Annotated in this window: 25 protein-coding genes and 1 riboswitch; of the genes, 22 read left to right on the top strand and 3 right to left on the bottom strand. The window is 39.3% G+C overall.

The annotated features are described in order from the left end of the window. Nucleotides 1-63: 63 nt before the first annotated feature. From FE005_RS04460 to FE005_RS04425, 8 genes are all read left to right on the top strand, one after another. The gene (locus tag FE005_RS04460) at nucleotides 64-1,377 is read left to right on the top strand and encodes an NlpC/P60 family protein (protein WP_138371387.1); all 1,314 of its coding nucleotides are present in this window, start codon (nucleotides 64-66) and stop codon (nucleotides 1,375-1,377) included. Nucleotides 1,378-1,521: 144 nt separating this feature from the next. Next, a complete protein-coding gene (locus FE005_RS04455; protein ID WP_138371386.1) occupies nucleotides 1,522-3,192 on the top strand; it encodes a PTS transporter subunit EIIC in 1,671 nt (556 codons plus the stop codon). Next, nucleotides 3,179-5,209: a BglG family transcription antiterminator gene (locus FE005_RS04450; RefSeq protein WP_003128812.1), complete on the top strand. Its 2,031-nt coding sequence runs from the start codon at nucleotides 3,179-3,181 to the stop codon at nucleotides 5,207-5,209. The genes FE005_RS04455 and FE005_RS04450 overlap by 14 nt, the downstream gene beginning before the upstream one ends. Nucleotides 5,210-5,222: 13 nt before the next feature. Further along, nucleotides 5,223-5,660, top strand: coding sequence for a PTS sugar transporter subunit IIA (locus FE005_RS04445; protein WP_175413567.1), 438 nt, complete (start codon nucleotides 5,223-5,225; stop codon nucleotides 5,658-5,660). A gap of 158 nt (nucleotides 5,661-5,818) precedes the next feature. Next, nucleotides 5,819-7,582, top strand: a complete 1,764-nt coding sequence (locus FE005_RS04440; RefSeq protein ID WP_138371385.1) for a PTS mannitol transporter subunit IICBA — start codon at nucleotides 5,819-5,821, stop codon at nucleotides 7,580-7,582. Nucleotides 7,583-7,594: 12 nt separating this feature from the next. Further along, nucleotides 7,595-8,032, top strand: coding sequence for a PTS sugar transporter subunit IIA (locus tag FE005_RS04435; protein WP_003128815.1), 438 nt, complete (start codon nucleotides 7,595-7,597; stop codon nucleotides 8,030-8,032). Nucleotides 8,033-8,044: 12 nt separating this feature from the next. Next, complete coding sequence (locus FE005_RS04430; protein ID WP_003128816.1) at nucleotides 8,045-9,193, top strand: mannitol-1-phosphate 5-dehydrogenase; 1,149 nt, start codon at nucleotides 8,045-8,047, stop codon at nucleotides 9,191-9,193. Nucleotides 9,194-9,325: 132 nt separating this feature from the next. Continuing rightward, nucleotides 9,326-9,619: a hypothetical protein gene (locus FE005_RS04425; protein WP_005469722.1), complete on the top strand. Its 294-nt coding sequence runs from the start codon at nucleotides 9,326-9,328 to the stop codon at nucleotides 9,617-9,619. A 120-nt stretch (nucleotides 9,620-9,739) separates the two neighbouring features. On the opposite strand, the gene FE005_RS04420 is transcribed toward FE005_RS04425, so the two are convergent. After that, a complete protein-coding gene (locus FE005_RS04420) occupies nucleotides 9,740-10,261 on the bottom strand; it encodes a type 1 glutamine amidotransferase domain-containing protein (protein ID WP_113849007.1) in 522 nt (173 codons plus the stop codon). A 126-nt stretch (nucleotides 10,262-10,387) separates the two neighbouring features. On the opposite strand from FE005_RS04420, the gene FE005_RS04415 reads away from it, so the two are divergent. The 3 genes from FE005_RS04415 to FE005_RS04405 all read left to right on the top strand — a co-directional run bounded on the left by FE005_RS04415 (nucleotide 10,388) and on the right by FE005_RS04405 (nucleotide 12,295). Then, nucleotides 10,388-10,939, top strand: coding sequence for a hypothetical protein (locus FE005_RS04415; RefSeq protein ID WP_005469738.1), 552 nt, complete (start codon nucleotides 10,388-10,390; stop codon nucleotides 10,937-10,939). A 169-nt stretch (nucleotides 10,940-11,108) separates the two neighbouring features. Continuing rightward, nucleotides 11,109-11,534: a hypothetical protein gene (locus FE005_RS04410; RefSeq protein WP_003128822.1), complete on the top strand. Its 426-nt coding sequence runs from the start codon at nucleotides 11,109-11,111 to the stop codon at nucleotides 11,532-11,534. Nucleotides 11,535-11,542: 8 nt separating this feature from the next. Continuing rightward, nucleotides 11,543-12,295: a DUF6681 family protein gene (locus FE005_RS04405; RefSeq protein WP_003128824.1), complete on the top strand. Its 753-nt coding sequence runs from the start codon at nucleotides 11,543-11,545 to the stop codon at nucleotides 12,293-12,295. A gap of 67 nt (nucleotides 12,296-12,362) precedes the next feature. On the opposite strand, the gene FE005_RS04400 is transcribed toward FE005_RS04405, so the two are convergent. Beyond that, nucleotides 12,363-12,770 (bottom strand): Hsp20/alpha crystallin family protein, encoded by a 408-nt coding sequence (locus tag FE005_RS04400; protein WP_005469744.1) that lies wholly within the window; start codon nucleotides 12,768-12,770, stop codon nucleotides 12,363-12,365. A 169-nt stretch (nucleotides 12,771-12,939) separates the two neighbouring features. Here FE005_RS04400 and ispE point away from each other — a divergent pair, with 169 nt between their 5' ends. From ispE to thiT, 8 genes are all read left to right on the top strand, one after another. Next, on the top strand, nucleotides 12,940-13,791 hold the full coding sequence (ispE, locus tag FE005_RS04395; protein ID WP_003128827.1) for a 4-(cytidine 5'-diphospho)-2-C-methyl-D-erythritol kinase: 852 nt from the start codon (nucleotides 12,940-12,942) through the stop codon (nucleotides 13,789-13,791). A gap of 235 nt (nucleotides 13,792-14,026) precedes the next feature. Further along, nucleotides 14,027-14,968, top strand: a complete 942-nt coding sequence (locus FE005_RS04390) for a metal ABC transporter substrate-binding protein (RefSeq protein ID WP_138371384.1) — start codon at nucleotides 14,027-14,029, stop codon at nucleotides 14,966-14,968. Between the two features lie 12 nt (nucleotides 14,969-14,980). Further along, nucleotides 14,981-15,661: a metal ABC transporter ATP-binding protein gene (locus tag FE005_RS04385; protein WP_003128829.1), complete on the top strand. Its 681-nt coding sequence runs from the start codon at nucleotides 14,981-14,983 to the stop codon at nucleotides 15,659-15,661. Next, complete coding sequence (locus FE005_RS04380; protein WP_003128830.1) at nucleotides 15,634-16,467, top strand: metal ABC transporter permease; 834 nt, start codon at nucleotides 15,634-15,636, stop codon at nucleotides 16,465-16,467. The genes FE005_RS04385 and FE005_RS04380 overlap by 28 nt, the downstream gene beginning before the upstream one ends. Nucleotides 16,468-16,603: 136 nt before the next feature. Further along, nucleotides 16,604-17,428 carry a pur operon repressor gene (gene purR / locus FE005_RS04375; RefSeq protein WP_003128831.1) on the top strand — a complete coding sequence of 275 codons (825 nt, stop codon included), beginning with the start codon at nucleotides 16,604-16,606 and terminating at the stop codon, nucleotides 17,426-17,428. Nucleotides 17,429-17,553: 125 nt separating this feature from the next. Further along, complete coding sequence (gene glmU, locus FE005_RS04370; RefSeq protein WP_003128832.1) at nucleotides 17,554-18,942, top strand: bifunctional UDP-N-acetylglucosamine diphosphorylase/glucosamine-1-phosphate N-acetyltransferase GlmU; 1,389 nt, start codon at nucleotides 17,554-17,556, stop codon at nucleotides 18,940-18,942. Nucleotides 18,943-19,043: 101 nt separating this feature from the next. Next, entirely contained in the window at nucleotides 19,044-20,018 is a 975-nt protein-coding gene (locus FE005_RS04365) for a ribose-phosphate diphosphokinase (RefSeq protein WP_003128833.1), read from the top strand. Between the two features lie 142 nt (nucleotides 20,019-20,160). Further along, nucleotides 20,161-20,262, top strand: a riboswitch (TPP riboswitch). A 92-nt stretch (nucleotides 20,263-20,354) separates the two neighbouring features. Continuing rightward, nucleotides 20,355-20,897 carry an energy-coupled thiamine transporter ThiT gene (gene thiT, locus FE005_RS04360; protein ID WP_042620412.1) on the top strand — a complete coding sequence of 181 codons (543 nt, stop codon included), beginning with the start codon at nucleotides 20,355-20,357 and terminating at the stop codon, nucleotides 20,895-20,897. Nucleotides 20,898-20,936: 39 nt separating this feature from the next. Here the strand turns inward: thiT and FE005_RS04355 are convergent, their stop codons facing one another. Further along, nucleotides 20,937-21,719 (bottom strand): hypothetical protein, encoded by a 783-nt coding sequence (locus tag FE005_RS04355; RefSeq protein WP_003128835.1) that lies wholly within the window; start codon nucleotides 21,717-21,719, stop codon nucleotides 20,937-20,939. A 229-nt stretch (nucleotides 21,720-21,948) separates the two neighbouring features. On the opposite strand from FE005_RS04355, the gene FE005_RS04350 reads away from it, so the two are divergent. The 3 genes from FE005_RS04350 to FE005_RS04340 all read left to right on the top strand — a co-directional run bounded on the left by FE005_RS04350 (nucleotide 21,949) and on the right by FE005_RS04340 (nucleotide 24,609). Further along, nucleotides 21,949-22,662 carry a class A sortase gene (locus FE005_RS04350; protein WP_003128837.1) on the top strand — a complete coding sequence of 238 codons (714 nt, stop codon included), beginning with the start codon at nucleotides 21,949-21,951 and terminating at the stop codon, nucleotides 22,660-22,662. Between the two features lie 80 nt (nucleotides 22,663-22,742). Continuing rightward, nucleotides 22,743-24,401 carry a patatin-like phospholipase family protein gene (locus FE005_RS04345; RefSeq protein ID WP_138371383.1) on the top strand — a complete coding sequence of 553 codons (1,659 nt, stop codon included), beginning with the start codon at nucleotides 22,743-22,745 and terminating at the stop codon, nucleotides 24,399-24,401. After that, nucleotides 24,394-24,609: a YdbC family protein gene (locus FE005_RS04340; protein ID WP_138371382.1), complete on the top strand. Its 216-nt coding sequence runs from the start codon at nucleotides 24,394-24,396 to the stop codon at nucleotides 24,607-24,609. The genes FE005_RS04345 and FE005_RS04340 overlap by 8 nt, the downstream gene beginning before the upstream one ends. Nucleotides 24,610-24,613: the final 4 nt, after the last annotated feature.

Below are 24,613 nucleotides of genomic sequence, written 5' to 3'. Positions count from 1 at the left end.
TATTCTTATATATTTTAAAATTAACTTAAACTTTCAATGAAAAGTCAGGCGGAGGAATGAAGGGTGAAAAAACGTATTCTATCAGTAATATTAGTGAGTTCCATTGCGCTTACTTCAGTTGTAGCACCAACACTTGTCGCAGCAGCCGACTTTGATAGCAAAATTGAACAAAAAGATCAAGAAATCAGTAACTTAAAAAATCAACAAGCTGATGCTCAAGCACAAATCAAAGCATTGGAAAATGATGTTGCAGCTATCAATGAAAAAGCTGAAGCATTATTGACGCAACAATCTACTTTACATGCTGATTCAGAAAAATTACAAAAAGAAATCGACGACTTGAATGTTCGTATTGAAAAACGGGAAAAAGCGATTCAAGAACAAGCAAGAGATGTCCAAGTGAATGGACAAAGCACCAATTTTATCGATGCCGTTCTTGAAGCAGATTCTTTAACGGATGCTATCGGTCGCGTTCAAGCTATGACGACGATTGTTAGTGCTAATAACGAATTGGTTCAACAACAAAAAGCGGATCAAGAAGCGGTTAAAACGAAAAAAAATGAAAATGATAAAAAACTAAAAGAAATTGAAGCAAATCAACTTGAGCTTGAGAAACAAGTAGGAGCACTTCAATCGAAGCAAGCAGACTTGAATGTTTTGCAAGCAGATCTTGCTTTGCAACAATCATCTAAAGAAGATGAAAAAGCCGACCTAGAAAAACAAAAAGAAAGCTATCAGGCTGAACAGGCACGAATTGCTGCCGCAAAAGAAGCGGCAAAAGCAGCTCGAGAACGTGAAGAAGCTGCGCAAGCCGAATCAAGCATAAGTAGTACAACAAAAACAGGCGAATCAACTTCGTCGAATGAGTCAAGCTCAAATGAATCAAGCTCAACAAATGAATCTTCCAGTACTAACAGTACCGGAACAAGTGACTCAGTAGAAAATGATACACCAAAACAAGAAACAATTGTAAATAAGCCTGAAAATAAACCAGAAAACAATACAAACGTTCCTTCACAATCTGTAAACGGGTCAGCAATTGTTTCAGAAGCAATGAAATATCTTGGTACACCATATGTCTGGGGCGGAACGACACCGAACGGATTCGATTGTTCTGGTTTTACTCAATATGTGTTTGCAAAAGTAGGAATTTCATTACCTCGTGTGACCTATGATCAAGAGTATTCTGGCACGGTTATCTCAATCAATGAAGCAAAAGCTGGTGACCTATTATTTTGGGGATCGCGCGGAAGTACGCACCACGTGGCTATTGCACTTGGTGGGGGACAATACATTCATGCACCTACCACTGGACAAAGCGTTTCAGTTAGCAGCTACTCTTATTACGCACCAAGTTTTGCTGTGCGTGTTAATTAAATAAAAAATGGTAAAAATAAGGCAATAACTTAAGCTGACGTTTTTCGTCAGCTTTTTTGGTACATTCAAAAGGAGGAAGCATAATCTATGGTTATTCCTTTTTGGAGAAAACCAAATTATACTAGTGTTAGGTAGGTGAGGAGGATGAAGGGAATAAAAGACAGAGGACAAACAATTCAATTTTTAAAACTCTATACTCATTATTTTTCTGATATGATGATGCCAAATGTAAGTATTTTTATTGCATGGGCAGTCATTGCGTTTGCCGTACCCGTACTAGATGCGGATCAGGGGATTTTGATCAAGTCAGAAGAAGCTATTTTACATTTTCTCTTACCAATATTGCTTGCTTACACTGGCGGAAAAATGGTTGAACCAACAAGAGGTGGAGTTTCAGGAGCAATTGCGATTTTAGGGATGATTTTAACCTCTCGATTTCCACAAGTTTTTGGAGCAATGATTATCGGTCCGTTAACGGGTGGCATGCTTCGATTTTTTGATCATATCTTTTCTCGAAAAGTAAAGACTGGCTATGAGATGCTCTTTCGTAATTTTTCTGCAGGCTTAATTGGAGGTCTTCTATTTTTATGTAACTTTTTTGTATTTGGCCCTTTGCTCGATCAGCTTAGTCAACAAAGTTATCATTTAGTTGATTTTTTTCTCAAGCAGAATTTATTTCCTGCTATTCATCTTTTTCTGGAGCCACTAAAGGTTCTTTTTTTTAATAATATTATCAATCATGGTCTATTTACGCCGTTGGGTGTTGAAGGCGCCAGTATTCATGGAACGTCGATTTTATTTCTGCTTGAAGCCAATCCTGGTCCTGGTTTAGGCGTCTTGTTTGCATGTATGAGGTATGGTTCTAAAAAAGCAAGAAATGGGGCGACTGCTGCTGCATTTGTGCAAGCAATAGGAGGTATTCATGAAGTTTATTTCCCATTTATTTTAATGAACCCATTATTGATTATCGCACCGATTTTAGGTGGAGCTACTGGTACATTTATTTTTCAAATGAGTAAAGTTGGCTTACGATCACCGGCTTCACCAGGTTCTATTTTGGCTATCTTAACAAATACGCCAAATCACATGTGGTCAGGCGTATTAGCTGGAGTATTGGTAAGCACGCTTGTTTCTTTTTTTGTTGCCTATTTTGTTTTGACCTATCACTCAGTGAATGAAAAAAGTACGGAAGGAACAATATGTATGGATAAAGTAAAGAGAATTATCGTTGCATGCGACGCAGGGATGGGATCTAGCGCAATTGGGGCAAGTTTATTAACTAAACATTTAGAAGAAGCAGCCATTTCCATACCTGTCGATTATAATTCAATTTATCAGTTGAAGGATGGAGAAGATCTTTTAGTTATTACCCAATCAGGGCTTGGTGCTTTAGCTCAAACAAAGACACCTCAAGCACAACATTACTTCTTGAGTAACTTTTTAGCGGAATCAGAGTATGAAACACTAGTTAAACTTTTAAAGCAAGAGCAAGAAACGGTAGCAAATGTTTCTTTTAAAGTTGGGGAAAAAATCCCAACATTGATTTTTTTGTATGAAGGCAAGAAAAGAGGCGCTCAAACGATGGCTGTTGCAATCGTTCGTAAAATTGCCAATGAATTAGCCATACCTATTGAGGTAAAGAAAGAAGATATTGAGACAACCCAGTTTAATCCAGAGGCATTATATATCGTTCAAAAATATTTTCAGCAAATGGCTGCATTAACAAATGTCACCCACTTAGTTGTCGATGATTTAGTGACAACTTCCAAATATCGTCAATTGATGACAGAAGGAGTCGCCTATGTTCTTGACTAAGCGTGAAACTATTTTGTTGACTGAGCTAATGAACAGTAACGGTCCTGTTTCTATGGACCGAATGATGCAGCTTTTGAAAGTAAGTAAGCGGACTGTCTACCGCGAACTAGCCAATTTAGAGAATTCGTTGCGTACTGTAGGGGCATCCTTAGAAAAAGAAGGTCGTGGACATTTTCGAGTCATTGTCGGGAATAGTATCACTCAGCTGCAAGAAGCAATTATGTCTGATCCATCCCAAGAGTTTGCGTCAATAGAGCGACAACATAGGATTTTGCTGCAATTAGCAACTACTGCTAAGCCGATTAGTAGCCATCGTTTTTTAGAGCTCTATCAAATCAGTAATACTACTTTTTTTTCTGATATTAAACAATTAGAAGAAAGTTTGGCGCGCCTTCCGTTGACAATTGTCCGTAATCAAGGATATGAGCTCAAAGGACCAGAAAAACATCGACGTTTAGTAGCAGCAAATACGTTGATGATGGAAATAAATGAATACCAGTTTTTTCATTTTCCTGAAGCAGAACAAACGGCGCATTTTTTATTTGAGTTTATTGAAAAACAGTACTTGATTTTAGCGCAAGATCTTATAAGAGAAGTGGTTGAACCTAAATATCCTGAGTTAAGTGATCGCAAGTTGGCTTTTATTGGTATTATGCTTGCTTTAGCCATGGAGCGAGTAGCAACAGGATTTTCAGTAGAGGAAGAAAGTTATCCAAGTCAAATCAACAAAGATTTGCTGAAGGTAGCTAAACAGATTTTTGCTCAAGTTGCTGAACAAACGAAGCGGTTGTATTCGGTTAATGAAATAGTTTTTTTTGCGATTTTATTAGGGGATTTTTCTAATTCTTTTGACCGCGATTTTTTTGAAGAGAATTTTGATACAACTTTGGCATATCAGGTAAAACGGTTGATCGAACTGATTAGCCAGCACACTGAGGTTGATTTTTTTGAAGATGAAATTTTATATAAAATGTTGCTAACACATATTTCTGGGGTAATGACCCGAGCGATTTTGGAAGAGAACCATCTAAACAATCCAATTTTAGAAAAAATAATGAAACAATATGAGGAAATTGCAGAAGCAATCCGTTTAAGCTTACCGCTTGTTTTCCCACAACAGCAGTTTTCAACAGAAGAAATTGCCTATATGGTATTGCACTTCGCAAACTCATTAGAAAAGAATCCTAAAGTGATGGAAGTCAATATTGCAGGTGTATCACCAAGCGGACTGGCTTCAATTAGTTTGTTAGAGATGCAGCTAAGAAAGCAATTTCCATTTATCAATAAAATTACTTTTTTCCGTGTGGGGGATATCGAACAGGATAAAATTGAGGGCAACTACGACTTGGTGATTTCCACATCTTTGTTGCCAGGTTATCGAGGAAAATATAAGCTAGTATCTCCTATTTTATTGGAAGAAGACATTCAGGAACTAAAAGAAGAATTTCGTCTGCTTAGTCAGAAAAAGAGACTTTCTCATGCAATACCTACGCCAGTTTCTACTAGGGAAGATACCTATGAAGATGTTCTAGCATTTATTGAGGAGATTAACCGCTTATTAGAATTGTTTACTCTTCAAACGATTGACAATGGCCCCAACTTAGAAGAAACATTATCTGAAGTGATGAAACATTTTTCCAAAGCGTTAGTGCAAGACAGAAAAAAAGTAGCCAATAAATTAGTGAAGCGCTATTTACAAGCCCCTGTTGGAATACCGAAGACTCACTTTGCCCTTTTTCATGCGTCAAGTACAGAAATTTTGCAACCAGTTTTCAAAATCTTTGATTTATCACAAGGACTATCACTTTATGCGATGGATAAACAAGAGATTAACGTAACTCGCTTGTTAGTTATGCTCGCTCCTTATCCAATCGATGAGCAAAGCAGTAAAATCTTAGGGAGGATTAGCGGTTCCATCATTATGAATGATCTCAATACAGAAATATTTAATTCAGGAAATTTTTCCATCATTTATCAATTGCTTGCTACGCTTTTGATTGAAGAAATCAAACAATAATGGGGAGGAGAAAATAGTGGATATTCCAGCAACACATATTTTGTTAGATCAGCGATTCCAAAGTGCAGAAGAAGCATTGCATGAGATAGGTACATTCTTAGTAGACCAAAAAATGGTTCAACCTCAGTATATAAACAGTTTAATTCAGCGACACAAAAAATATGGTGTTTATATAGGAAACTTTGTAGCCTTGCCTCACGGAGAAGAAGAGGCAGACAAATGGATTAATGAAGAAGGGATTTGTCTTGTTCAAGTACCAGACGGTGTCGATTTTGGTGATGCAAAAGAATCAAAGGTTACTACGATTCTGTTTGTGGTTGTTCTCAAAGAAAAGCAGTTGTCATGCTTGCAAGAAATTGCTTTTTTTTGTTCAGATATCCAAAATGTAAAACTATTAAGCGACGCCGCTACAATAGAGGAAGTCCAAAAAATACTATCGCTAGAAGAGTAGAAAAGGGCATTTATTGATTAGTCATGCATTATGCATGGCTTTTTTTTGTAGATAAGAGACAAATTTTGGCACAGTTTCCTGTGACAAAGTACGACTTTCGAAGCTTTGGGAAAGCGCCTACAATCAAGGTGTAAAAACAAGTTGGGAGGAGAATGAAGATGGAACAAGTACAAGCAGACAGGAAGGCGTCTTTAAAGTCGAGGGTCCAAAAACTAGGTAGTACATTGTCGAGTATGGTAATGCCCAATATTGGCGCATTGATTGCATGGGGCGTGTTAACGGCTCTCTTTATTCCAGATGGCTATCTGCCAAATGAATCCTTTGCTTCAATGGTCGGTCCGATGCTGACTTATCTAATACCGATACTGATTGGATACACGGGCGGGAAAGTAATTGCTGGAGATCGGGGCGCAGTTGTTGGGGCAATCGCTACAATGGGGGTCATTGTGGGAACAGACATCCCAATGCTTTTAGGTGCAATGATTATGGGGCCATTAGGCGGATATACGATTAAGAAGTTCGATGAATTTTTTCAAGATAAAGTGCGGGCAGGCTTTGAGATGCTAGTCAATAATTTTTCTGCGGGTCTTCTAGGTTTTGCTTTGGCTCTGTTAGGCTTTGTTGTCATTGGACCTGTTGTAAACACATTGACAGAAGTAATGGCAGCAGGCGTTGCAGTGATTGTCAATGCACATCTGATTCCATTAGCAAATATTTTTATTGAACCTGCCAAAATCCTATTTTTGAATAATGCCATCAATCACGGAATTCTGACTCCATTAGGTACGGAACAAGTAAGCGAGTTTGGTAAATCAATTCTATATTTATTAGAGGCAAACCCAGGGCCTGGATTAGGTGTTTTATTAGCATTCACTTTCTTTGGCAAAGGCGCGGCAAAATCATCTGCTCCAGGAGCAATCATTATCCACTTTATAGGTGGTATTCATGAAATCTATTTCCCATATGTGATGATGAAGCCATTAATGTTTTTAGCTGTTATTGCAGGAGGTGTTTCTGGGAGTTTCACTTTTCAATTATTAGGTGCAGGTTTAAGGGCACCAGCTTCTCCAGGTTCGATTATTGCTATTTTAGCGATGACACCGTTGAATTCAGTGATGAGTGTCGTCTCTGTTTTAGCAGGGATTGCTGTTGGAGCAACCGTATCGTTTCTTGTGGCGGCAGCAATTCTAAAAGCCGATGCCAAAGACACTGTAGATAATTTTGATGAGAAGGTACAAGAAATACACCAAGCAAAACAGCGTTCAAAAGGAGTGGCTCTAGAATCGTTAACAGGCATTCAGAAGATTATTTTTGCCTGCGATGCTGGTATGGGTTCAAGTGCAATGGGGGCTTCCATTTTGCGTAAGAAAGTTAAAGATGCTGGTTTGGCTCAACAAGTCACCAATCAAGCAATCAATAATCTGACAGATGATGCGCATACATTGATTGTGACACAAAAAGAGTTACAAGAGCGGGCAAAATTAAAAGCACCAAATGCAACATTTGTTGCTGTAGAAAATTTTTTGAATTCTCCTAAATATAATGAGATCGTGGCCACATTGTCAGGCTCAGGAGTTGAGGAAGAGAAAAAAACGAAAGCAGTAAATTATAAGCCACTGCCTCTAGAGGAATTAAAGGGCATTCATGAAGTTATTCTTGCCCATGACGATCGTGAAGGCTCAGCGACCATGGCGAGAAAGGTTTTTCAAGACTTATTAGCGAAAGAATCTCTCTCATTATCACTTAAAAAGGTTCATATCGATAATCTAAAAGCGGATGCTTCATCATTGGTAATTACCAAAGAAGAGCTGACAAAGCAAGCGCGGTCGCTAGCACCAGATGCAGTCCATCTATCTGTCAGCAATTTGATGCGAACGTCAAACTACCAGCGTGTAATCACAACACTTAAAGAAGCTCTTTAAGGAGGAAGAAAAATGAAACTATTAGAAAAAGAAATGATTGAGCTGAATCAACAGTTTGCGAACAAAGAAGAAGCAATTCGTTATTGTGGGAAAAAACTTGTTGAGGCCGGATATGTTGATCCGGAATACGTCAACGCTATGATCGAACGAGATGCAATGTTATCTGTCTACATGGGGAATTTCATAGCTATACCACACGGGACAGATGAAGCAAAAAAATATGTCAAAAAATCTGGTATCTGCATTGTTCAAGTGCCTGAAGGCGTAAATTTCGGGACAGATGAGGATGAAAAAATCGTTACGGTATTATTTGGCATTGCTGGAATAGGTGAAGATCATTTGCAGTTGGTACAACAAATCGCTCTCTTCTGTAGCGATATCGATAATGTGGTCGAATTAGCGGATGCTTTGAGCAAAGAAGAAGTCGCCGCTAATCTAACAGTGGCATAGGAGGGGAAAAAGATGAGAGCAGTTCATTTTGGTGCAGGGAATATTGGTCGAGGGTTTATCGGAGAGATTTTGGCAGCAAACGGTTTTGAAATAACCTTTGTTGATGTAAATGAAACGATTATTGCTGCGCTTCAGCAACGTAAATCCTATACAATTGAATTAGCAGATGAGAACCGCGAACAGATTTTTATTGAACACGTGACAGGAATCAATAACGCAAAAGAACCGGATGCGGTTGTTCAAGCAATTGTCGAAGCCGATATTTTAACCACTGCCATTGGTCCTGCAGTATTGCCTCGCATTGCACCGCTCATTGCAAAAGGGCTGGATCAGCGAGCAATCAAGAAAAAGGAGCAAGCAATTGATGTCATCGCTTGCGAAAATATGATCGGTGGATCCACTTTTCTAAAAGAGGAAGTAGAAAAGTATAGCCAACAACTCGCTTACCTGGAGAATAGTGTTGGTTTTCCAGATGCAGCAGTGGATCGCATTGTTCCGATGCAACAACATGATGATCCTTTGTTGGTTCAAGTAGAACCATTTTGTGAGTGGGTAGTTCAAGAAACAGCAATGAAATCAGTACTTCGTCTACAAGGCGTACAATACGTACCAGATCTGAAACCTTATATCGAGCGTAAATTGTTTAGTGTGAACACAGGTCATGCTACAGTAGCTTATACAGGAGCTCTACAAGGCTATGAGACCATCGATGAAGCCATGCGTGACCATCTAGTTGTGATTCAGCTGAAATCCGTTCTAGAAGAAACTGGTCAACTTTTAGTCGCCAAATGGGATTTTGATCCTGATGAACATGAACAGTATATTGAAAAAATTATTCAACGATTCAAAAATAACTACATTTCGGATGCTATTGCTCGAGTAGCCCGCACCCCTTTGCGAAAATTAAGCGCACAAGAACGATTTATCCGCCCCGTCCTTGAATTGCAAATGAGAAATGTGCAACCGTTCCATCTCTATGAAACGATTGGTATGATTTTCAACTATCATGATCCTGAGGACGAGCAAAGTCAACAATTGAGAGAGTTACTGGAAGCAGCTAATCTTTCTCAAGTAATCACAGAAGTCACAGGTGTAGAGGATCAGAGAATCATTGAGAAGATCAAACAAAACATTGAAAAATATGCTTATGTAGCTGCATGATCATTGGCTGCCGATTGCTATTCCAAATCATGGATAAGCCATCGGTAGCCAGTGTTTTTTAGTCTATTTTGGCAGGAAGTTTGACCTTCTGAATCATTCACGTGATAATAAAGGGAGAAATGAGGGATCGGGATGGAGAGATGGTTTGAAGAAGCCCAACTACATGTGATTGAATTACCTATCAGTTGGCAAGATGGTCGTCCTTGTTATAGTGCGTTTATTCGAGAATTGCCAATGCTGCAGGCAGAAGGTGGTTCACGGAAAGATGTCTATCGACAATTGGCGGAAGCCTATCAGATCTATTGGGAAAAACACCAACAAACGGAAGAAGAGGAGATGACTTCTTCTTTGCTATCACTCGATGAATTACTTAAATATTATGATGGTGAGACATTTGATGGTTTTGACATTTCTATGGATGAATAGAAATATTAATAAAAAGAACTTGCGAACAAAAACAGCAGGTAAAATCGCTAAAGGATAGAAAAATAGGGAGTACGATATTCGTACACCCTATTTGTGAGTTCTTCGTTTAAAATTTAGGCTTTATTTGTTGCCTTCAAGTGCTGTTGTAATGGCTTGATTAAATGCATCCAAATCATCAGGATTACGACTAGTGATCAAATGATACGTGTCGTCAATCACCACAGGCTCATCTTTGACAGTAGCACCTGCATATGTTAAATCTGGACGAATGGAATCATAGCCAGTCAATGTTAATTCTTTTGTCAATCCGGTTTGAATAAAGAGTTGAGGTCCATGACAGATAGCAAAAACTGGTTTTTCAGATGTCAGAAACTCTTTGGTCAAAGTGACATAGCGTTCATCTGTACGTAATTGGTCTGGAGAAAAGCCACCAGGAATCAACAAAGCATCAAAATCGGAAAAATTGATTGTATCAATAGACGCGTCAACTGCAAAAGTGGTTCCTTTTTTTCCTGTGACAGTGTCCACGCCTTCATTACTGATAATGACAACTTCATGTCCAGCATTTTCCAGTGCTTCTTTTGGTGAGGTTACTTCAATATCTTCAACTAGATCGGTAATGATAGTGGCAATTTTACTCATCAAATCTCCTCCTTAAAAATTAACTTTTATTCATCTTCAATTTCTATGCTAACGAAGATTCATACCGCTGACAAATAATCTGTTTAGAGCAAAAATAAATTAGATAAAAAAGAAAGAGAGAAAAAAATGGCAACAATTCAATTATTTATTACAGATGAGCCGCTCGTTTTTGAAAAAGCTGTCTTGCAATTTATGGGTGAAGAGCAAATAGTCGAAAAGAATCTGAGGTTCAAAGATGCTACTATAGAATTATCAAAGGAAGTAGAATCTACATGTGTCTCATTGGTCAAGCAAGGCATTCTATGGCTGGAAGAAACAGGTGAAGAAGAAGACTACATTGACTTGCTTTATTTGGATTTTCAAAATACAACCCACTCAAAGACAACGGCATCTATTTTGTCACGACCTTTTTATCAAGTAGAAGAGACTCTCCAACCTGTTCTTGAGGAAGTTGGAGATGTGCTCGCGGAGAAATTCTTCGAAGAGTGGAGCAATCAACTAGCCGAATTGTCTGATGATGAACTGTCCTATGCTTATTTCATCGACGGTGCTCGGATCACTTTAGAATTGACTGAGCCATTTGAGCTACAAGAATCGATCTTATTAAAAGAGCTGATAGTGGATTATCACTCTGCGTTAACTCGTTCTGTACAAAAGTTTTACGAATTTCTTATTTAGAGCCTAGCAGAAGCTAGTTTTTGTTTGTAACCGAAAACATTTTTACTTTTTTTTAAATCTGTTCCGTTAATCCTTCGTAGTCTTGACCATTTCCAAGGAAAGAACTATAAAGAAAGTAAGTACTCAATGAGTGCAAAAAAGATAAGAATCAAGACAAGGATGGAAAATTATGCGAAAAGTACCTCCTATTTTGAAACCAATTGCTCTCTTGACCATTTCAACCATCATCGCTACTGCAACTGGTGTTGTGAATTCCAGTAGCTATCGGCAGTCAAATGGAACTAGTCACTCGACTGAGATTACTGAAACGACCGAAACCAGCGATGTTAGTCACTCGCAATCGGTAGACAGTCAACCTGTGTCTGAAAGCACAGAACCTTCAACATCAGCTGAAGATCATGGAGGCACTACATCTTCCACAACAAATAATCAGCGAACTGTTCCTTCATCTTCGATAGAGGATAGCTCTACACCACCAGCTACAGATGTCCCTTCTTCAGAGAACGGGCAAAGCGAGGAAACGACGCCGTCAAGTCAGGATCAGAATGCGGCTGACCAAGAAGCAGTCATCAATGAGGATCAAGAAAATGAGTAGGTGAATAAATGACTTTTTTATTAGATATGATCAATGGGATTCATAAGTTCTTAGGTTATCTGGATATTAGTCCTAAATACTTGAATCGGGCCTATACATTACTTAGTTTGATTCCAACGGCTTATATTCTGCGTATTGTTTATGGTCTCTATCTCAATCAAAATTATTTACAGATGGCTTTATACGGGATAGGATTCTGCGTGTTGCTCTATTTCTGGGTTCTAAATATTTTTTATTACTTTTTTGATAAAAATCTTAAGGTAGATATTACTCAGCTTTTTGTGAAGTATTTACCTGATGAAGTATTCAATATTGAAGGAGAAAAAATTAGCACCACACAAATCGATCGTTTATCAACAGAGAAAGCAGTTATTGATTTTGAAGAAGACTATCAACTGGTATTGGCTGACTATTTACAGAAACTCATTTCAAAAGATGAATTAGCAACGAATGCTATCGCACAAGGATTTGTGATTCCTAAAAATACCCTTTATCCCTACTACTTTGTCAAACAACGGTCAGATTCTGAATACTCGTTGCAAATTGGTACGAGCTATAGTGACTTAACAACAATTGGCCGTATTCATTGGAACGGGGAAAAAGCTTTGGAACCAGTTGGGTTGTTCATTACTGGCGGAGATTTTGTCAAAAATGATGTAAAATATCATGAACCTTATAGTTTGAAGCTTTATGTCAAAAAAGAAGAAATACCCACAGCAACAACTCGACAAGCTTATCGTCAAACTGGTAAGGCAAGGTAGAAATACAAAAAAAAGACTTCAGAAACTGATATTTCTGAAGTCTTTTTTACTTTTTGCGATAATTCAATTATTCGATTGGAATATGCTTACCTGGCGCGTCTTTGTAACTTGCCTTTGGTAAATTCAAGGAAAGGACCCCATCTTCGAACCGTGCTTTGATCGCTTCTTCATCAATGTCAGGTATAGTGAATGCACGTTGATAAGCACTGCTAGATCGTTCTTTACGCAAGTAGTGACCAAGATCATCTTTCTCTTCGCTTTCTTCAATTTGGGAAGCAGAAATTGTTAGAGTATCATTCACGAAACTAACACGGATATTTTCTTTTTTTATACCAGGAAGATCAGCTTTGACTACATAATGATCTTCATATTCTTTAATATCTGTATTCATTTGTCGTTCTTGCCAGAAACTGTTCATCAATTTGCCTAATAGTTCTTCTCCACCAGGTAGATCTCTAGGAATTAGATTTGCCATAATTTCCCCTGCCTTCTTGATCAAATTTGTTACTCTTATTTTACGAGGAACGATTTCAAAGAGCAACCCAAAAGCTGATAAAGATCAAAAACAGGAGAAATATCTCAACTATCTCTAAAGAATCTGCTATGATAGAACTAGTTAACTATCAGATGATTGGGTGAATAAGATGGAAATTATTGAAAAAGCGCCTGCTAAGATAAATCTAGGACTTGATGTTTTGGGTAAGCGAGCAGACGGTTACCATGAATTGGAAATGGTGATGTCCAGTGTTGATCTAGCCGACCGTCTGATAATGGAAGAGCTAGAAGAAGATAAAATCATTATCGAAACCAATAAGGCCTTCTTGCCGATCGATAAACGCAATAATGTATATCAAGCAGCCAGTATTGTCAAAAAACGCTATGGTATCAATAAAGGTATCTTGATTCGGATCACGAAAAATATCCCTGTAGCAGCAGGCCTTGGCGGTGGCAGTACAGATTGTGCAGCAGCGCTAAGGGGGATGGACCGCTTATGGCAATTAGGTCTGACGATGCCGGAATTGATCGATATAGGAATGGAAGTAGGTACTGATGTCCCTTATTGCATTTATGGAACGACTGCGTTCATCTCTGGTAAAGGAGAGAAAGTCACGCCGTTGCGCCCGATGCCGCAGTGCTGGGTGGTCTTAGTCAAGCCCCGACTAAGTGTTTCAACAGGTAAAATTTTTCAAGAAGTTGATCTAGATCAGTTGCATCATCCAGATATTCAAGAACTTTCTGATGCAATTCTTGCTGAAGATTATCAACGAATGATTGCTGCAATGGGAAATAGTTTGGAATCGATCACGATTCCTAAGCATCCAGTCGTACAACAAATCAAGGAACGAATGATGAAATATGGTGCGGATGTGGCACTGATGACTGGAAGTGGACCGACTGTTTTTGCCTTGTGCCAGAAATACTCACGGGCTCAGCGAGTGTATAATGCTTTAAAAGGTTTTTGTGAAGAGGTTTATCTAGTTCGCACATTAAAATAGTAGGAAACAAAAGGACAAATTAAAAAGCAGATGCACACATTCAAAAAATGTGACATCTGTTTTTTGCTTAGCGGATATATGAATCAATTTTCCCATGTTTTCCGATTTACTGGCAGAGGAACGCTCTAAATCGGAAAACATACGATTTGTCTTGACGAATGAGGTTTCCTTTGGTAGAGTAATTTTTGCTGATAAATCGGATTAGTTCCGTTTTAATAAGAAAAGAGGAATCATCATGAAAAAATTACTAGCTCTATTTTTGCTTACCAGTACTGTTTTATTAGGGGCTTGCGGAAAAGGATCAGAACAAGTCGCAGAAGAAAGTCAGGATTTGCAGGTTATTACGACTTTTTATCCAATGTATGAGTTTACCAAAGAGGTTGTTGGAGATACAGGTAAAGTATCTTTGCTTATACCGGCGGGCACAGAACCCCATGATTATGAACCTAGTGCGAAAGATATGGCAAAAATTATGGATGCAGATGCTTTTGTGTACAATAGTCCGGAATTGGAAACATGGGTGCCAACAATGACAGATTCGATCGATACTGACAAAACAGTTGTGATCGAAGCGGCCAAAGAGATTGATTTAGCTGAAAATGAAGACCATGGAGAAACGGAAGCAGAAGCAGAACATGGGACAGACGCCCATCATGAATTAGATCCGCATGTGTGGACAGATCCAGTAATGGCAATCAAAGAAGTTGAAACGATTCGAGATCAGTTAAGCGAGAAATTTCCAACGAAAGCAGCTACATTTAAAAAGAATGCCGCTGCTTATATTGAGCAATTAAACGCATTGGATCAAGAGTACACTGCTGCTTTGAAAGATGCGGTCAATCGAACATTTGTCACACAACATGCCGCTTTTGGATATTTGGCAAAACAATATGATCTAGTCCAAGAATCGATTGCTGGATTATCTCCAGATCAAGAACCAACTCCTAGTCGGTTAGCAGAGCTAAAAGAATATGTTGAGGATCATCAAGTCAAAGTTATCTATTTTGAAGAAAATGCTTCTTCTAAAGTCGCGGAAACTTTAGCGAATGAGACTGGGGTTGAATTGGCTGTATTGAATCCGTTAGAAAGTTTGACGGAAAAACAGATTAGTGATGGAGAAACATATCTCACAGTAATGAAGGAAAATCTGCAAGCTTTACAAAAAAGTATCAAGTAAGGAGGCACATCTGTGCGTTATATCGATGTAAAAGGACTAACGTTTTATTATGATGATGAGCCTGTATTAGAGGATATCTCTTATTTTGTTGAAGATGGGGAATTCGTCATTCTAACAGGAGAAAATGGGGCTGCAAAATCTACCTTGATTAAAGCAACATTAGGGTTGTTGAAACCATCAAAGGGAGAAGTAATACTGGCTACCAAAAACAGAGAAGGACAAAAGCTAAGTGTAGGCTATATTCCACAACAGATTGCCTCGTTCAATGTAGGCTTTCCAAGTACAGTCTTAGAATTGGTCCAATCTGGCCGTTATCCGAAAGACCGATGGTTTAAGAAGCTGACAAAGCGGGATCATGAACATGTTCGGCGAGCATTGGATGCAGTAGGTATGTGGGAAATGCGCAAAAAACGGATTGGCGAACTGTCCGGAGGGCAAAAACAGAGAATCAGTTTAGCACGTATCTTTGCGACTGATCCAGATTTATTTATTTTGGATGAACCAACGACAGGGATGGATGAGCAATCACGAAATTTATTTTATGAATTACTGCGTCACAATGCACACGATCATGGGAAATCGATTTTGATGATCACCCACGATCACGAAGATATTAAGGAGTATGCGGATCGACAAATTCGGTTGGTTCGAAAGGAGGATTCACCATGGCGTTGCTTTCATATGAATTCATGAGGCGTGCTTTTTTGGCTGCAATTTTTATTGCCGGAATCGCACCGATGCTAGGTGTGTTTCTTGTGATCCGAAGACAGTCTTTGATGGCCGATACACTCTCACATGTTTCATTAGCTGGTGTAGCATTAGGCTTTTTTCTTAATTTGAATCCAGATCTCACGACCTTATTAATCGTAATCATCGCCGCGGTCATTTTGGAATATTTACGAACACTTTATCGGAGTTATTCAGAGATCTCAATTGCGATTTTGATGTCAGGCGGTTTGGCATTAGCATTGGTCCTTATGAATCTGAGTGGAGGAAACTCAGCGACCAGTATCCAATCCTATCTCTTTGGTTCCATCGTGACCATTACTCAGGATCAAGTTTGGTTTCTAGGCTTTTTATTTTTAGCTGTATTCGTTCTCTTCTTTCTATTCAAACGTCCGATGTATGTCCTGACTTTTGACGAGGATACGGCTCATGTAGACCGTTTGCCAGTGCGGATAATGTCGATGCTTTTTAATGTTTTGACAGGGATTGCTATCGCTATGATGATTCCCATCGCTGGTGCGTTACTGATTTCTGCGATTATGGTATTGCCAGCTGCAATCAGTATGCGTTTAGGCAAGAGTTTTAATGCGGTGATTTTGATCAGTGTCTTGATTGGTCTATTCGGTATGCTGTCGGGATTGACTAGCTCTTTTTATCTCGATACACCTCCAGGCGCTACGATCACATTAGTATTTATCGGTTTGTTTTTAGTCATCAATGTGGTCAAGCGTATTGTCATTCTTTTCCAACGAAAACAACGGTTAAAACGATAAGAAACGAAAATTTTTCGTTTCTTTTTTTCTTTGATTGAATGAAAAGCGAACAATTCTTTAGATTTTCAAGATAATGCTCGCATTTATACGCAAAAAGCCTTATAATAAGACGAATAAATTAAAGGAGTGGGCATGTGTGAAAATTCGTCGAAGTGAACGATTGATAGATATGACACATTATTTATTGAATCATCCGCATGAATTGATTTCATTGTCATTTTTTTCAAAACGCTATGCTTCTGCTAAATCATCGATCAGTGAAGATCTAGCGATTATCAAAAAGACCTTCAAAGAACGTGGTACGGGAACTCTCGATACAATTCCAGGTGCAGCTGGCGGTGTTTTTTTTGTGCCTGAGATTTCAAAAGAAGAAGCCTATGCCTATGTTGAAGGGTTAGCGGAACGCCTTTCTGAGCAAGATCGACTGCTGCCTGGTGGTTACGTTTATCTCTCGGATTTGCTTGGAGAACCTGAGCTACTGCGGCAAGTAGGCCGTATCATTGCTTCGAAGTATCTGGATAAACAAATTGATGCAGTCATGACTGTTGCTACTAAAGGAGTGCCAATCGCACAAGCGGTATCTTATTATTTAAATGTTCCCTTTGTGATCGTTCGGCGAGATTCTAAAATTACGGAAGGGTCAACAGTCAGCGTGAATTATGTTTCTGGGTCATCTGAACGAATCGAGAAAATGGAATTATCAAAGCGTAGCTTAAAACGCGGTTCCAAAGTCTTAGTCGTAGATGACTTTATGAAAGGCGGCGGCACTGTGAACGGTATGAAGAGCTTGATCGAAGAATTTGAAGCTGAACTTGTTGGCATCACGGTTTTTGCGGAAGCTAAATTTAAAGGAAAACGTGCTATTTCTGATTATAGTTCGCTGCTGTTTGTTGAAGACGTTGATACTCAGACGAAAACGATCTCGGTCGTACCGGGGAATTATTTTGAAACAAAAGACTGATTTTGAATCAGTCTTTTTTAATTGGTCTAGTTGTGTTTTTCCTTATATATTGAAAACCATCCTTAGTTGGGCTAAACTGGACATATACAGAAATCAATCAGTCGGAATCGATAGGAGTGGAACACGTGGAATCACGTTTTGCAATTATACTTGCCGCAGGCAAAGGTACTAGAATGAAATCCAAGTTATACAAGGTTTTGCATCCCGTTTGCGGAAAACCTATGGTAGAACATATCATGAATCGCGTAGTGGAGACAGAACCTGATGCAATCGTAACAATCGTCGGACATGGAGCAGAAATGGTCAAGCAACAATTAGGGGACCGCAGTGAGTATGCTTTACAAGCAGAACAGTTAGGAACTGGCCATGCAGTTGTTCAAGCAGAGCCTTTCTTAAGAGAAAAACGGGGAACAACGTTAGTAATCAGTGGAGACACCCCTTTGTTAACGACTGAGACATTGAATAATCTTTTTGAGTTCCATCAGGAACAAAAAGCCTCAGCAACGATTTTAACTGCGCAAGCTGAAGATCCGACCGGATATGGTCGGATTGTACGCAATCAAATGGGTGTCGTAGAAAAAATCGTGGAACAAAAAGATGCCTCTGTGGAAGAGGCGATGATCCAAGAAATCAATACGGGAACGTATTGTTTTGACAATGAATTATTATTTGATGCATTGGCAAAATTAGATACCGATAATGCACAAGGGGAATATTATCTAACAGATATTATTGAGATCTTGAAAGCAGAAGGGAAGATTGTAGCTGCTTATCAAACGGATGATTTCAATGAGTCGTTAGGAGTCAATGATCGATTAGCGCTGGCAGAAGCGAATCGTTTGATGCGCAAGCGTATCAATCAGCAGCATATGCGCAATGGTGTGACATTGATTGACCCTGATACTACTTATATTGATGATGGCGTGGAAATTGGAGCAGACACACTGATTGAAGCTGGTGTCGTCATCAAAGGTGCAACGAAAATTGGTGAAGACTGTGTCATCACTGCATCTTCTCAAATCATAGACAGTCAAATCGGTGATGATGTAACGATCAAGGCATCTGTGGTGGAAGAAAGTCGAATCTACAACGGGGCAGATGTCGGACCAAATGCACATCTACGTCCAAAAGCAGACATTAAAGAAAGAGCCCATATTGGTAATTTCGTAGAAATAAAAAATGCAACGATCGGTGAGGGAACAAAAGTAGGGCATCTCTCTTATGTCGGAGATGCAACGCTAGGGAAAAATATCAATGTTGGTTGCGGCGTCGTCTTTGTAAATTATGATGGCAAAAATAAATTCAAGACAGTTGTCGGAGACAATTGTTTTATCGGCTCTGGTTCGAATTTAGTGGCGCCATTGCAGATTGAGGAAGAAACCATGATCGCTGCTGGCTCTACAATCACAAAAGATATTCCTAAACATAGCATGGCGATTGCCCGAGCAAGGCAGGAAAACAAAGAAGGCTATGCAAAAAAATTGCCTTATTTGAATGAAGAAACTGCGAAATGACTTGATTTATTTAGCAAAAATGACTACTATTTACTAGGAAGAAGATTCTGGTGAACTAGTAGTCTTTTTGCCAGATGAACGCAAAGAAAGTGGAGGTTCTCATGTCAAATCATTATTTTGATCCAAGATTGAAGATTTTTTCGCTGAATTCTAATCGTCCGTTAGCTGAAAAAATCGCAGCTGCAGTAGGTGTGGAATTAGGTAAGTGTTCAGTGAACCAATTTAGCGATGGCGAGATTCAAGTCAACATTGAAGAAAGTATCCGTGGTTCACATGTCTATGTTATTCAATCCACAAGCAGTCCAGTAAACGATAACCTAATGGAGCTACTGATCATGATTGATGCCTTGAAACGTGCAAGTGCGAAAACAATCAATGTAGTGATGCCTTACTATGGTTATGCGAGACAAGACCGTAAAGCTCGTTCCCGCGAACCAATCACTGCTAAATTGGTGGCGAACATGATCGAAAAAGCTGGCGCAAATCGTATGGTTACCTTAGATCTACATGCTTCACAAATCCAAGGTTTTTTTGATATTCCTGTAGATCACTTGATGGGTGCACCATTGATTGCTAATTATTTCTTGGAAAGAGATATTCAAGGAGATGACGTTGTAGTCGTTTCACCAGACCACGGCGGAGTGACTCGTGCGCGTAAATTAGCAGAATTCTTGAAATCACCAATTGCGATCATTGATAAACGACGTCCAAAAGCAAATGTTGCTGAAGTAATGAATATCATTGGTCACGTAGAAGGCAAAACGTGTGTCTTGATCGACGACATGATCGATACGGCCGGAACAATTACTCTAGCAGCGAACGCATTAAAACAAGCTGGTGCAAAAAGTGTTTATGCTTCATGTACTCATCCTGTTTTATCAGGACCTGCTTTGCAACGGATCGAAGATTCAGCTATCGAGCACTTAGTAGTTACTGATTCAATTTTCTTGCCAGAAGATCGTAAATCTGAAAAAATTGACGAAATCAGTGTTAGTGCATTGATGGGAGAAGCAATCAAACGAATCCATGAGAATAAACCTGTTAGTCCACTGTTTGAATCAAAATTATCGATTTAAAAATGATAACCCAAAAGAAGCATCTCGTCTAGACGCGGTTGAGATGTTTCTTTTTTTATCAGAGCGAGTTTTCTTTTCTTTTTTTTATTTTGTGGTATTCTTGAAGATGACTTGCAGCAGTGCAAGCAAAATAAAATAGAATCTAATCACAAAGGGGAGTCTGAAAAGGCTGAGAATGAGAGTACTCTAAACCCTTCGTACCTGTTTCGATCATGCGAACGTAGGAATTGTGACGAGTTGAAGTGTCTAACACTTCTCCTTTGTGAATTGTGATGATTCTAAAGGAGGAGTTTTTTTGTGGGAAATGGTACAAAAATTTGGATAGAGGGAACGATTATGGCGGCACTGGCGATGGTACTATCGCTGATTCCTTTAGACTTTGGAAGTAGTTTTTCAATTTCTTTAGGACAGATTCCATTAACAATATTTGCTATCCGTAGAGGCTGGAAGCCAGGATTAATGGCCGGATTGGTTTGGGGATTGCTGCATTTCCCATTAGGTAAAGTCTGGTTTTTGAGTGTTCTTCAAGTATTGATTGAGTACCCATTTGCTTTTACATTTGTTGGTTTTGCCGGACTTTATGCAAATAAAATTCATTTGGCGATTAGAAATGGTTCGAAGGGTAGCGTGCAACGACTACTTGTACAAGCAACATTCACAGGCGCATTTGCTCGTTATTTTTGGCATTTCCTTGCCGGTTGGGTTTACTGGGGCGCATATGCTCTCTGGGGGATGAAACCTTGGCTTTTCTCTCTGGTAATGAATACCGCCAGCGGACTTGCTACGGCAATCGTCACGGCAATTATCTTACTAATTGCTTATCGAACATCCCCAGAGGTATTTGTACCTAAGGACGATTATTTAAATCGGACTGCGTAAAAAAAGACTTGTTCTCCAAAATCAAAATAGGAGAGCAAGTCATTTTTTATCGATAAAACCAAAAGCTAGATCATCTTGATCCAATTCCAACTGCCATTCTTTTTTATTTGCAAAGTAGCGAAGCGTTGCCACTTGATAGTCTTCTTTCAGAGAGAGGTGACTATTTTTGAGCCCAGATTCCTCGACTAAGTAAATCGGGATTGTGTAGGTTTTATCGACCAATTGTTCTTGATGGAAACATAAGATGATTCCTTCCTGCATGACCCCCCGCAAGTCTTTGAGAAGATTTAAATCAAGTTTAGAGACCGGAGTAGGCTTTTTGAAGAAAGAAAGTCGATCATTTATTTTTTCTAGAACGATGTGCGTGATTTTGTCAGCCAAAATTCGGTAATATTCTTCCAGGTAGCGGTAGTAAACACGGGAACGCTGATCTTTGAGGTCGAAATAAACAAAGTTGTTTTGCAGTTTGTAGAAAAACGGAGAATGAAGATGCGTTTTCATATGCCCAAAATATAACAATTCTGAAATTTCTAGCGGTGTTAGCTCCTTTACCATTTCTAAATCATTAAAGTCGATCCATTTGATTTCTTCTGTGATCCGTCCGCGGTTGAGTTGTTGAAAGAAAAGGTGGACATCTTCAATGCCTCGGATAATCTTTAGCCCTGTATGCGACTCAAATTCACCAAATTCACTAGAGGGATCAAGCAACAACAGATTTTTTGGCTGGTGAACGATGCTCTTGTTGAAATCTTGAGCATCCACTCCGCGAGTCGAAACGGCATTGCTGGTTGTATCAATATGTACATAAATCGTGTTCGACATGCCAATTAATCCCTCCCTGATAATAAGTTCATTCTACAATAAAGTGTATCAAATTGCTTGTATCTTTTCGTTTAAAGTTATATTACAAAATAACGGAAAAAACAATTTTTAAGATTGCGTTTTTTTATGAAGCAAAAATCTTTGCTTTTTTATTAAAAAAAATCCAAAATTGGCGCTTCTGCAATGATTTTGTTATGATAGGAGTAATAAAAATTGGAGACGAAAAACGATGAAAAAGAAACGAACTTTGTTCCATTGGCTCTCGAATCTATTTTTGGTCCTTTTGTTATTGATTGGTCTTGCTTTGATTTTTAATAATCAAATCAAAAATTTTCTGATCAAACACAACGGAGATGCTTACGCAGTTTCCGAGATCTCTAGAGCCGATGTCAAAAAGAATATGGAGGCAGACACTACTTTTGATTTTGATGCCGTTGAACCGGCCAGCTCAGAAGCAGTTCTTAAAGCGCAACTAAGTAACAGCACATTACCAGTGATCGGTGGTGTTGCGATACCTAGCGTAGCGATTAATTTGCCGATTTTTAAGGGGTTATCGAATGAAGCTTTGCTATATGGAGCAGGAACTCTTAGCCCAACACAAAAAATGGGCGAAGGAAATTATGCACTAGCTAGCCATCGTGCGCAGTCGCCAGACCTTTTGTTCACACCTTTAGATGATGTGGCTATTGGCGCAACAATTTATATTACGGATTTAGAAAATATTTATACATATACAGCAACTTCAACCGTGCGGGTTCAACCAACAGATGTTTATTTATTGGATGAAGTAGCAGGGAGAAAAATGATCACATTAATTACATGTGGTGAAATGGGTGGAGTAACCAGACGTGTGGTTCAGGGTGATCTTGAATCGGTTACACCAGTTGCTGATGCGACAGACGAGATGCGGGCCGCATTCAATATGGAACAGCGGACTTTTTAAATGATAAGAATACCACGAATGATGTCAGAAATTTTCATTGATCATCCGTGGTTTCTTTTTTGCATTTGAGGAGGAGTCGGATGAAGACAACAAAAATTTATTTTTCTGATTTATATGTATCCCAAGATGTGTTTCAACAAAGCCGACTAGTTTTCCCTTTTTTTTCTAGTCATTCGGAGGCGCGAGCCGCTTTTCAATCAGTGGTCAACGAACAGGGGTGGCGATTGACGAATCAACACGGCACAGTCTATCTGTCTTGTGTCCATGAAGGGCCGCTTCTGACCATTCAGAATTTGTTGCAGGTGCCAAGTGATGCATTTACTTGGGAGACACTTGTTTCGATGACTGAGAGTTTTGCTAGAAGCCGTTTCGTAGACCAGATACTTTGGGAAATGACAAGAAACCCCATCATGGATCAGTGGTTTGTGGGACGTGGATATGGTAGGGTGACACAGGGGTACCACAAGCAACTGGACTACCATACAGCTTTCGTCCTAGGTGGAGGAGGCGCCCATGGCGCCTATCAAATTGGCGTATGGCAAGCGCTGAAAAAACATGGAATCATATTTGAGTGGGTAGCGGGGACGTCAGTTGGTGCATTGAATGGTGCATTGGTTTTAATGGACGATATTGAAGCTGCTGAGCAATTATGGACGAATATTTCTAGTGAACAGGTCCTCCAATACCCAAAAGCTGCTGCTAAAAAAGAAACCTTATTAGATATGATGGAGCAATTACGCTCACTCGTAAAGACAGCACTTAAAGACAATGGTGCGAGTACAAAACCATTAGCACAGCTGTTAGCAGCGACTTTTGATGCAGAAAAATTTAATGCCAGCAAAAGCCAGCTCTTACTTTGTACGACTCGTCTGCCGGATTTCAAAGAGGTTGTTTATCAGTTTGATTCCAGCAAAATTGATTATAGTTTGCAATGGTTGCTAGCATCAGCGTCTTTTTATCCAGCAATGCAGGCACAATTGATTGATGGGATCTATTATATTGATGGAGGGTACCGCAACAATCTGCCAATTGATGTAGCCATTGAGCGAGGCGCTACAGAAGTCATTGCCGTCGATGTCCAAGGGCCTGGAATCAATAAGAAGGTTCAGGTCTCAGAATCAATTGCGCAGATTCAAATTGCTTCACCTTGGACTCTAGGTAGTTTTTTGATTTTTGATGCCAAACGTTCTCTAGAAAACATGACTCTTGGGTATTTAGAAACGATGAAATACTTTGGCAAGTTCAGTGGCTATTGGTATACTTTTGATGAAGAGGTCTTCAACGATTCGTGGAAGCCATTCGTTCATTTGCTTCGACAAGATGCACCGCGATTGTACGCATTTATGAAAAAAAAGGAATTTTGGAAGAAAGTGCGTAAGTTATATCAGCAAGAGGTCCCCTTGGAAATTTGTGGGCGCGTCTTTTTTGAATGTATAGGCAGATTACTACATCTTACACCGACCGTCATTTATACAAAGGAATCTTTCCTGCAAGCGATACGTGAGAAAATCATGACAGAACCAACGAAAGAAACAGAAGTATGGTCAGTGTCAGAATGGTTGTATTACTATCGCGAACAGTTCTTTTTGGTATCTGAACAAAAACGGTTCTTGTTTTTCTATCGAACCCAACAAATTGAAACACCGGCATTTCAGCAGATTCGTGCGCGGTATCCAGAATTGGCTGTGCTGTCAGCCTATCTGGCTTATTTTTTAAAAGGAGAGGAACACAATGGATAATTTTTCTTATGAGATCGTAGAGGAGATCGCCGTTCTTTCGGAAAATCCTAAAGGTTGGCGTAAAGAGCTTAATTTAGTCAGCTGGAATGGTCGCTCGCCTAAGTTTGACTTGCGTGACTGGAGTCCAGGACATGAAAAAATGGGTAAAGGCTTAACATTATCAAATGAAGAATTCACCGAATTAAAAAAAGCACTGCTTTCTATGTGAAAGG

The sequence above is a fragment of the Enterococcus sp. M190262 genome (assembly GCF_005843965.1).
Lineage (GTDB): Bacteria > Bacillota > Bacilli > Lactobacillales > Enterococcaceae > Enterococcus_D > Enterococcus_D gallinarum.
The sequence above is the reverse complement of the archived record's forward strand: the minus strand, read 5'-3'. Positions and strand labels throughout refer to the sequence as shown.

What these genes read in the sequence shown, in the direction of transcription:
- FE005_RS04455 (WP_138371386.1), top strand. Translation starts at nt 1,522, where the DNA reads ATGAAGGGAATAAAAGACAGAGGACAAACAATTCAATTTTTAAAACTC.
- FE005_RS04450 (WP_003128812.1), top strand. Translation starts at nt 3,179, where the DNA reads ATGTTCTTGACTAAGCGTGAAACTATTTTGTTGACTGAGCTAATGAAC.
- FE005_RS04440 (WP_138371385.1), top strand. Translation starts at nt 5,819, where the DNA reads ATGGAACAAGTACAAGCAGACAGGAAGGCGTCTTTAAAGTCGAGGGTC.
- FE005_RS04435 (WP_003128815.1), top strand. Translation starts at nt 7,595, where the DNA reads ATGAAACTATTAGAAAAAGAAATGATTGAGCTGAATCAACAGTTTGCG.
- FE005_RS04430 (WP_003128816.1), top strand. Translation starts at nt 8,045, where the DNA reads ATGAGAGCAGTTCATTTTGGTGCAGGGAATATTGGTCGAGGGTTTATC.
- FE005_RS04425 (WP_005469722.1), top strand. Translation starts at nt 9,326, where the DNA reads ATGGAGAGATGGTTTGAAGAAGCCCAACTACATGTGATTGAATTACCT.
- FE005_RS04420 (WP_113849007.1), bottom strand. Translation starts at nt 10,261, where the DNA reads ATGAGTAAAATTGCCACTATCATTACCGATCTAGTTGAAGATATTGAA.
- FE005_RS04415 (WP_005469738.1), top strand. Translation starts at nt 10,388, where the DNA reads ATGGCAACAATTCAATTATTTATTACAGATGAGCCGCTCGTTTTTGAA.
- FE005_RS04410 (WP_003128822.1), top strand. Translation starts at nt 11,109, where the DNA reads ATGCGAAAAGTACCTCCTATTTTGAAACCAATTGCTCTCTTGACCATT.
- FE005_RS04405 (WP_003128824.1), top strand. Translation starts at nt 11,543, where the DNA reads ATGACTTTTTTATTAGATATGATCAATGGGATTCATAAGTTCTTAGGT.
- FE005_RS04400 (WP_005469744.1), bottom strand. Translation starts at nt 12,770, where the DNA reads ATGGCAAATCTAATTCCTAGAGATCTACCTGGTGGAGAAGAACTATTA.
- ispE (WP_003128827.1), top strand. Translation starts at nt 12,940, where the DNA reads ATGGAAATTATTGAAAAAGCGCCTGCTAAGATAAATCTAGGACTTGAT.
- FE005_RS04390 (WP_138371384.1), top strand. Translation starts at nt 14,027, where the DNA reads ATGAAAAAATTACTAGCTCTATTTTTGCTTACCAGTACTGTTTTATTA.
- FE005_RS04380 (WP_003128830.1), top strand. Translation starts at nt 15,634, where the DNA reads ATGGCGTTGCTTTCATATGAATTCATGAGGCGTGCTTTTTTGGCTGCA.
- FE005_RS04365 (WP_003128833.1), top strand. Translation starts at nt 19,044, where the DNA reads ATGTCAAATCATTATTTTGATCCAAGATTGAAGATTTTTTCGCTGAAT.
- thiT (WP_042620412.1), top strand. Translation starts at nt 20,355, where the DNA reads ATGGCGGCACTGGCGATGGTACTATCGCTGATTCCTTTAGACTTTGGA.
- FE005_RS04355 (WP_003128835.1), bottom strand. Translation starts at nt 21,719, where the DNA reads ATGTCGAACACGATTTATGTACATATTGATACAACCAGCAATGCCGTT.
- FE005_RS04350 (WP_003128837.1), top strand. Translation starts at nt 21,949, where the DNA reads ATGAAAAAGAAACGAACTTTGTTCCATTGGCTCTCGAATCTATTTTTG.
- FE005_RS04345 (WP_138371383.1), top strand. Translation starts at nt 22,743, where the DNA reads ATGAAGACAACAAAAATTTATTTTTCTGATTTATATGTATCCCAAGAT.
- FE005_RS04340 (WP_138371382.1), top strand. Translation starts at nt 24,394, where the DNA reads ATGGATAATTTTTCTTATGAGATCGTAGAGGAGATCGCCGTTCTTTCG.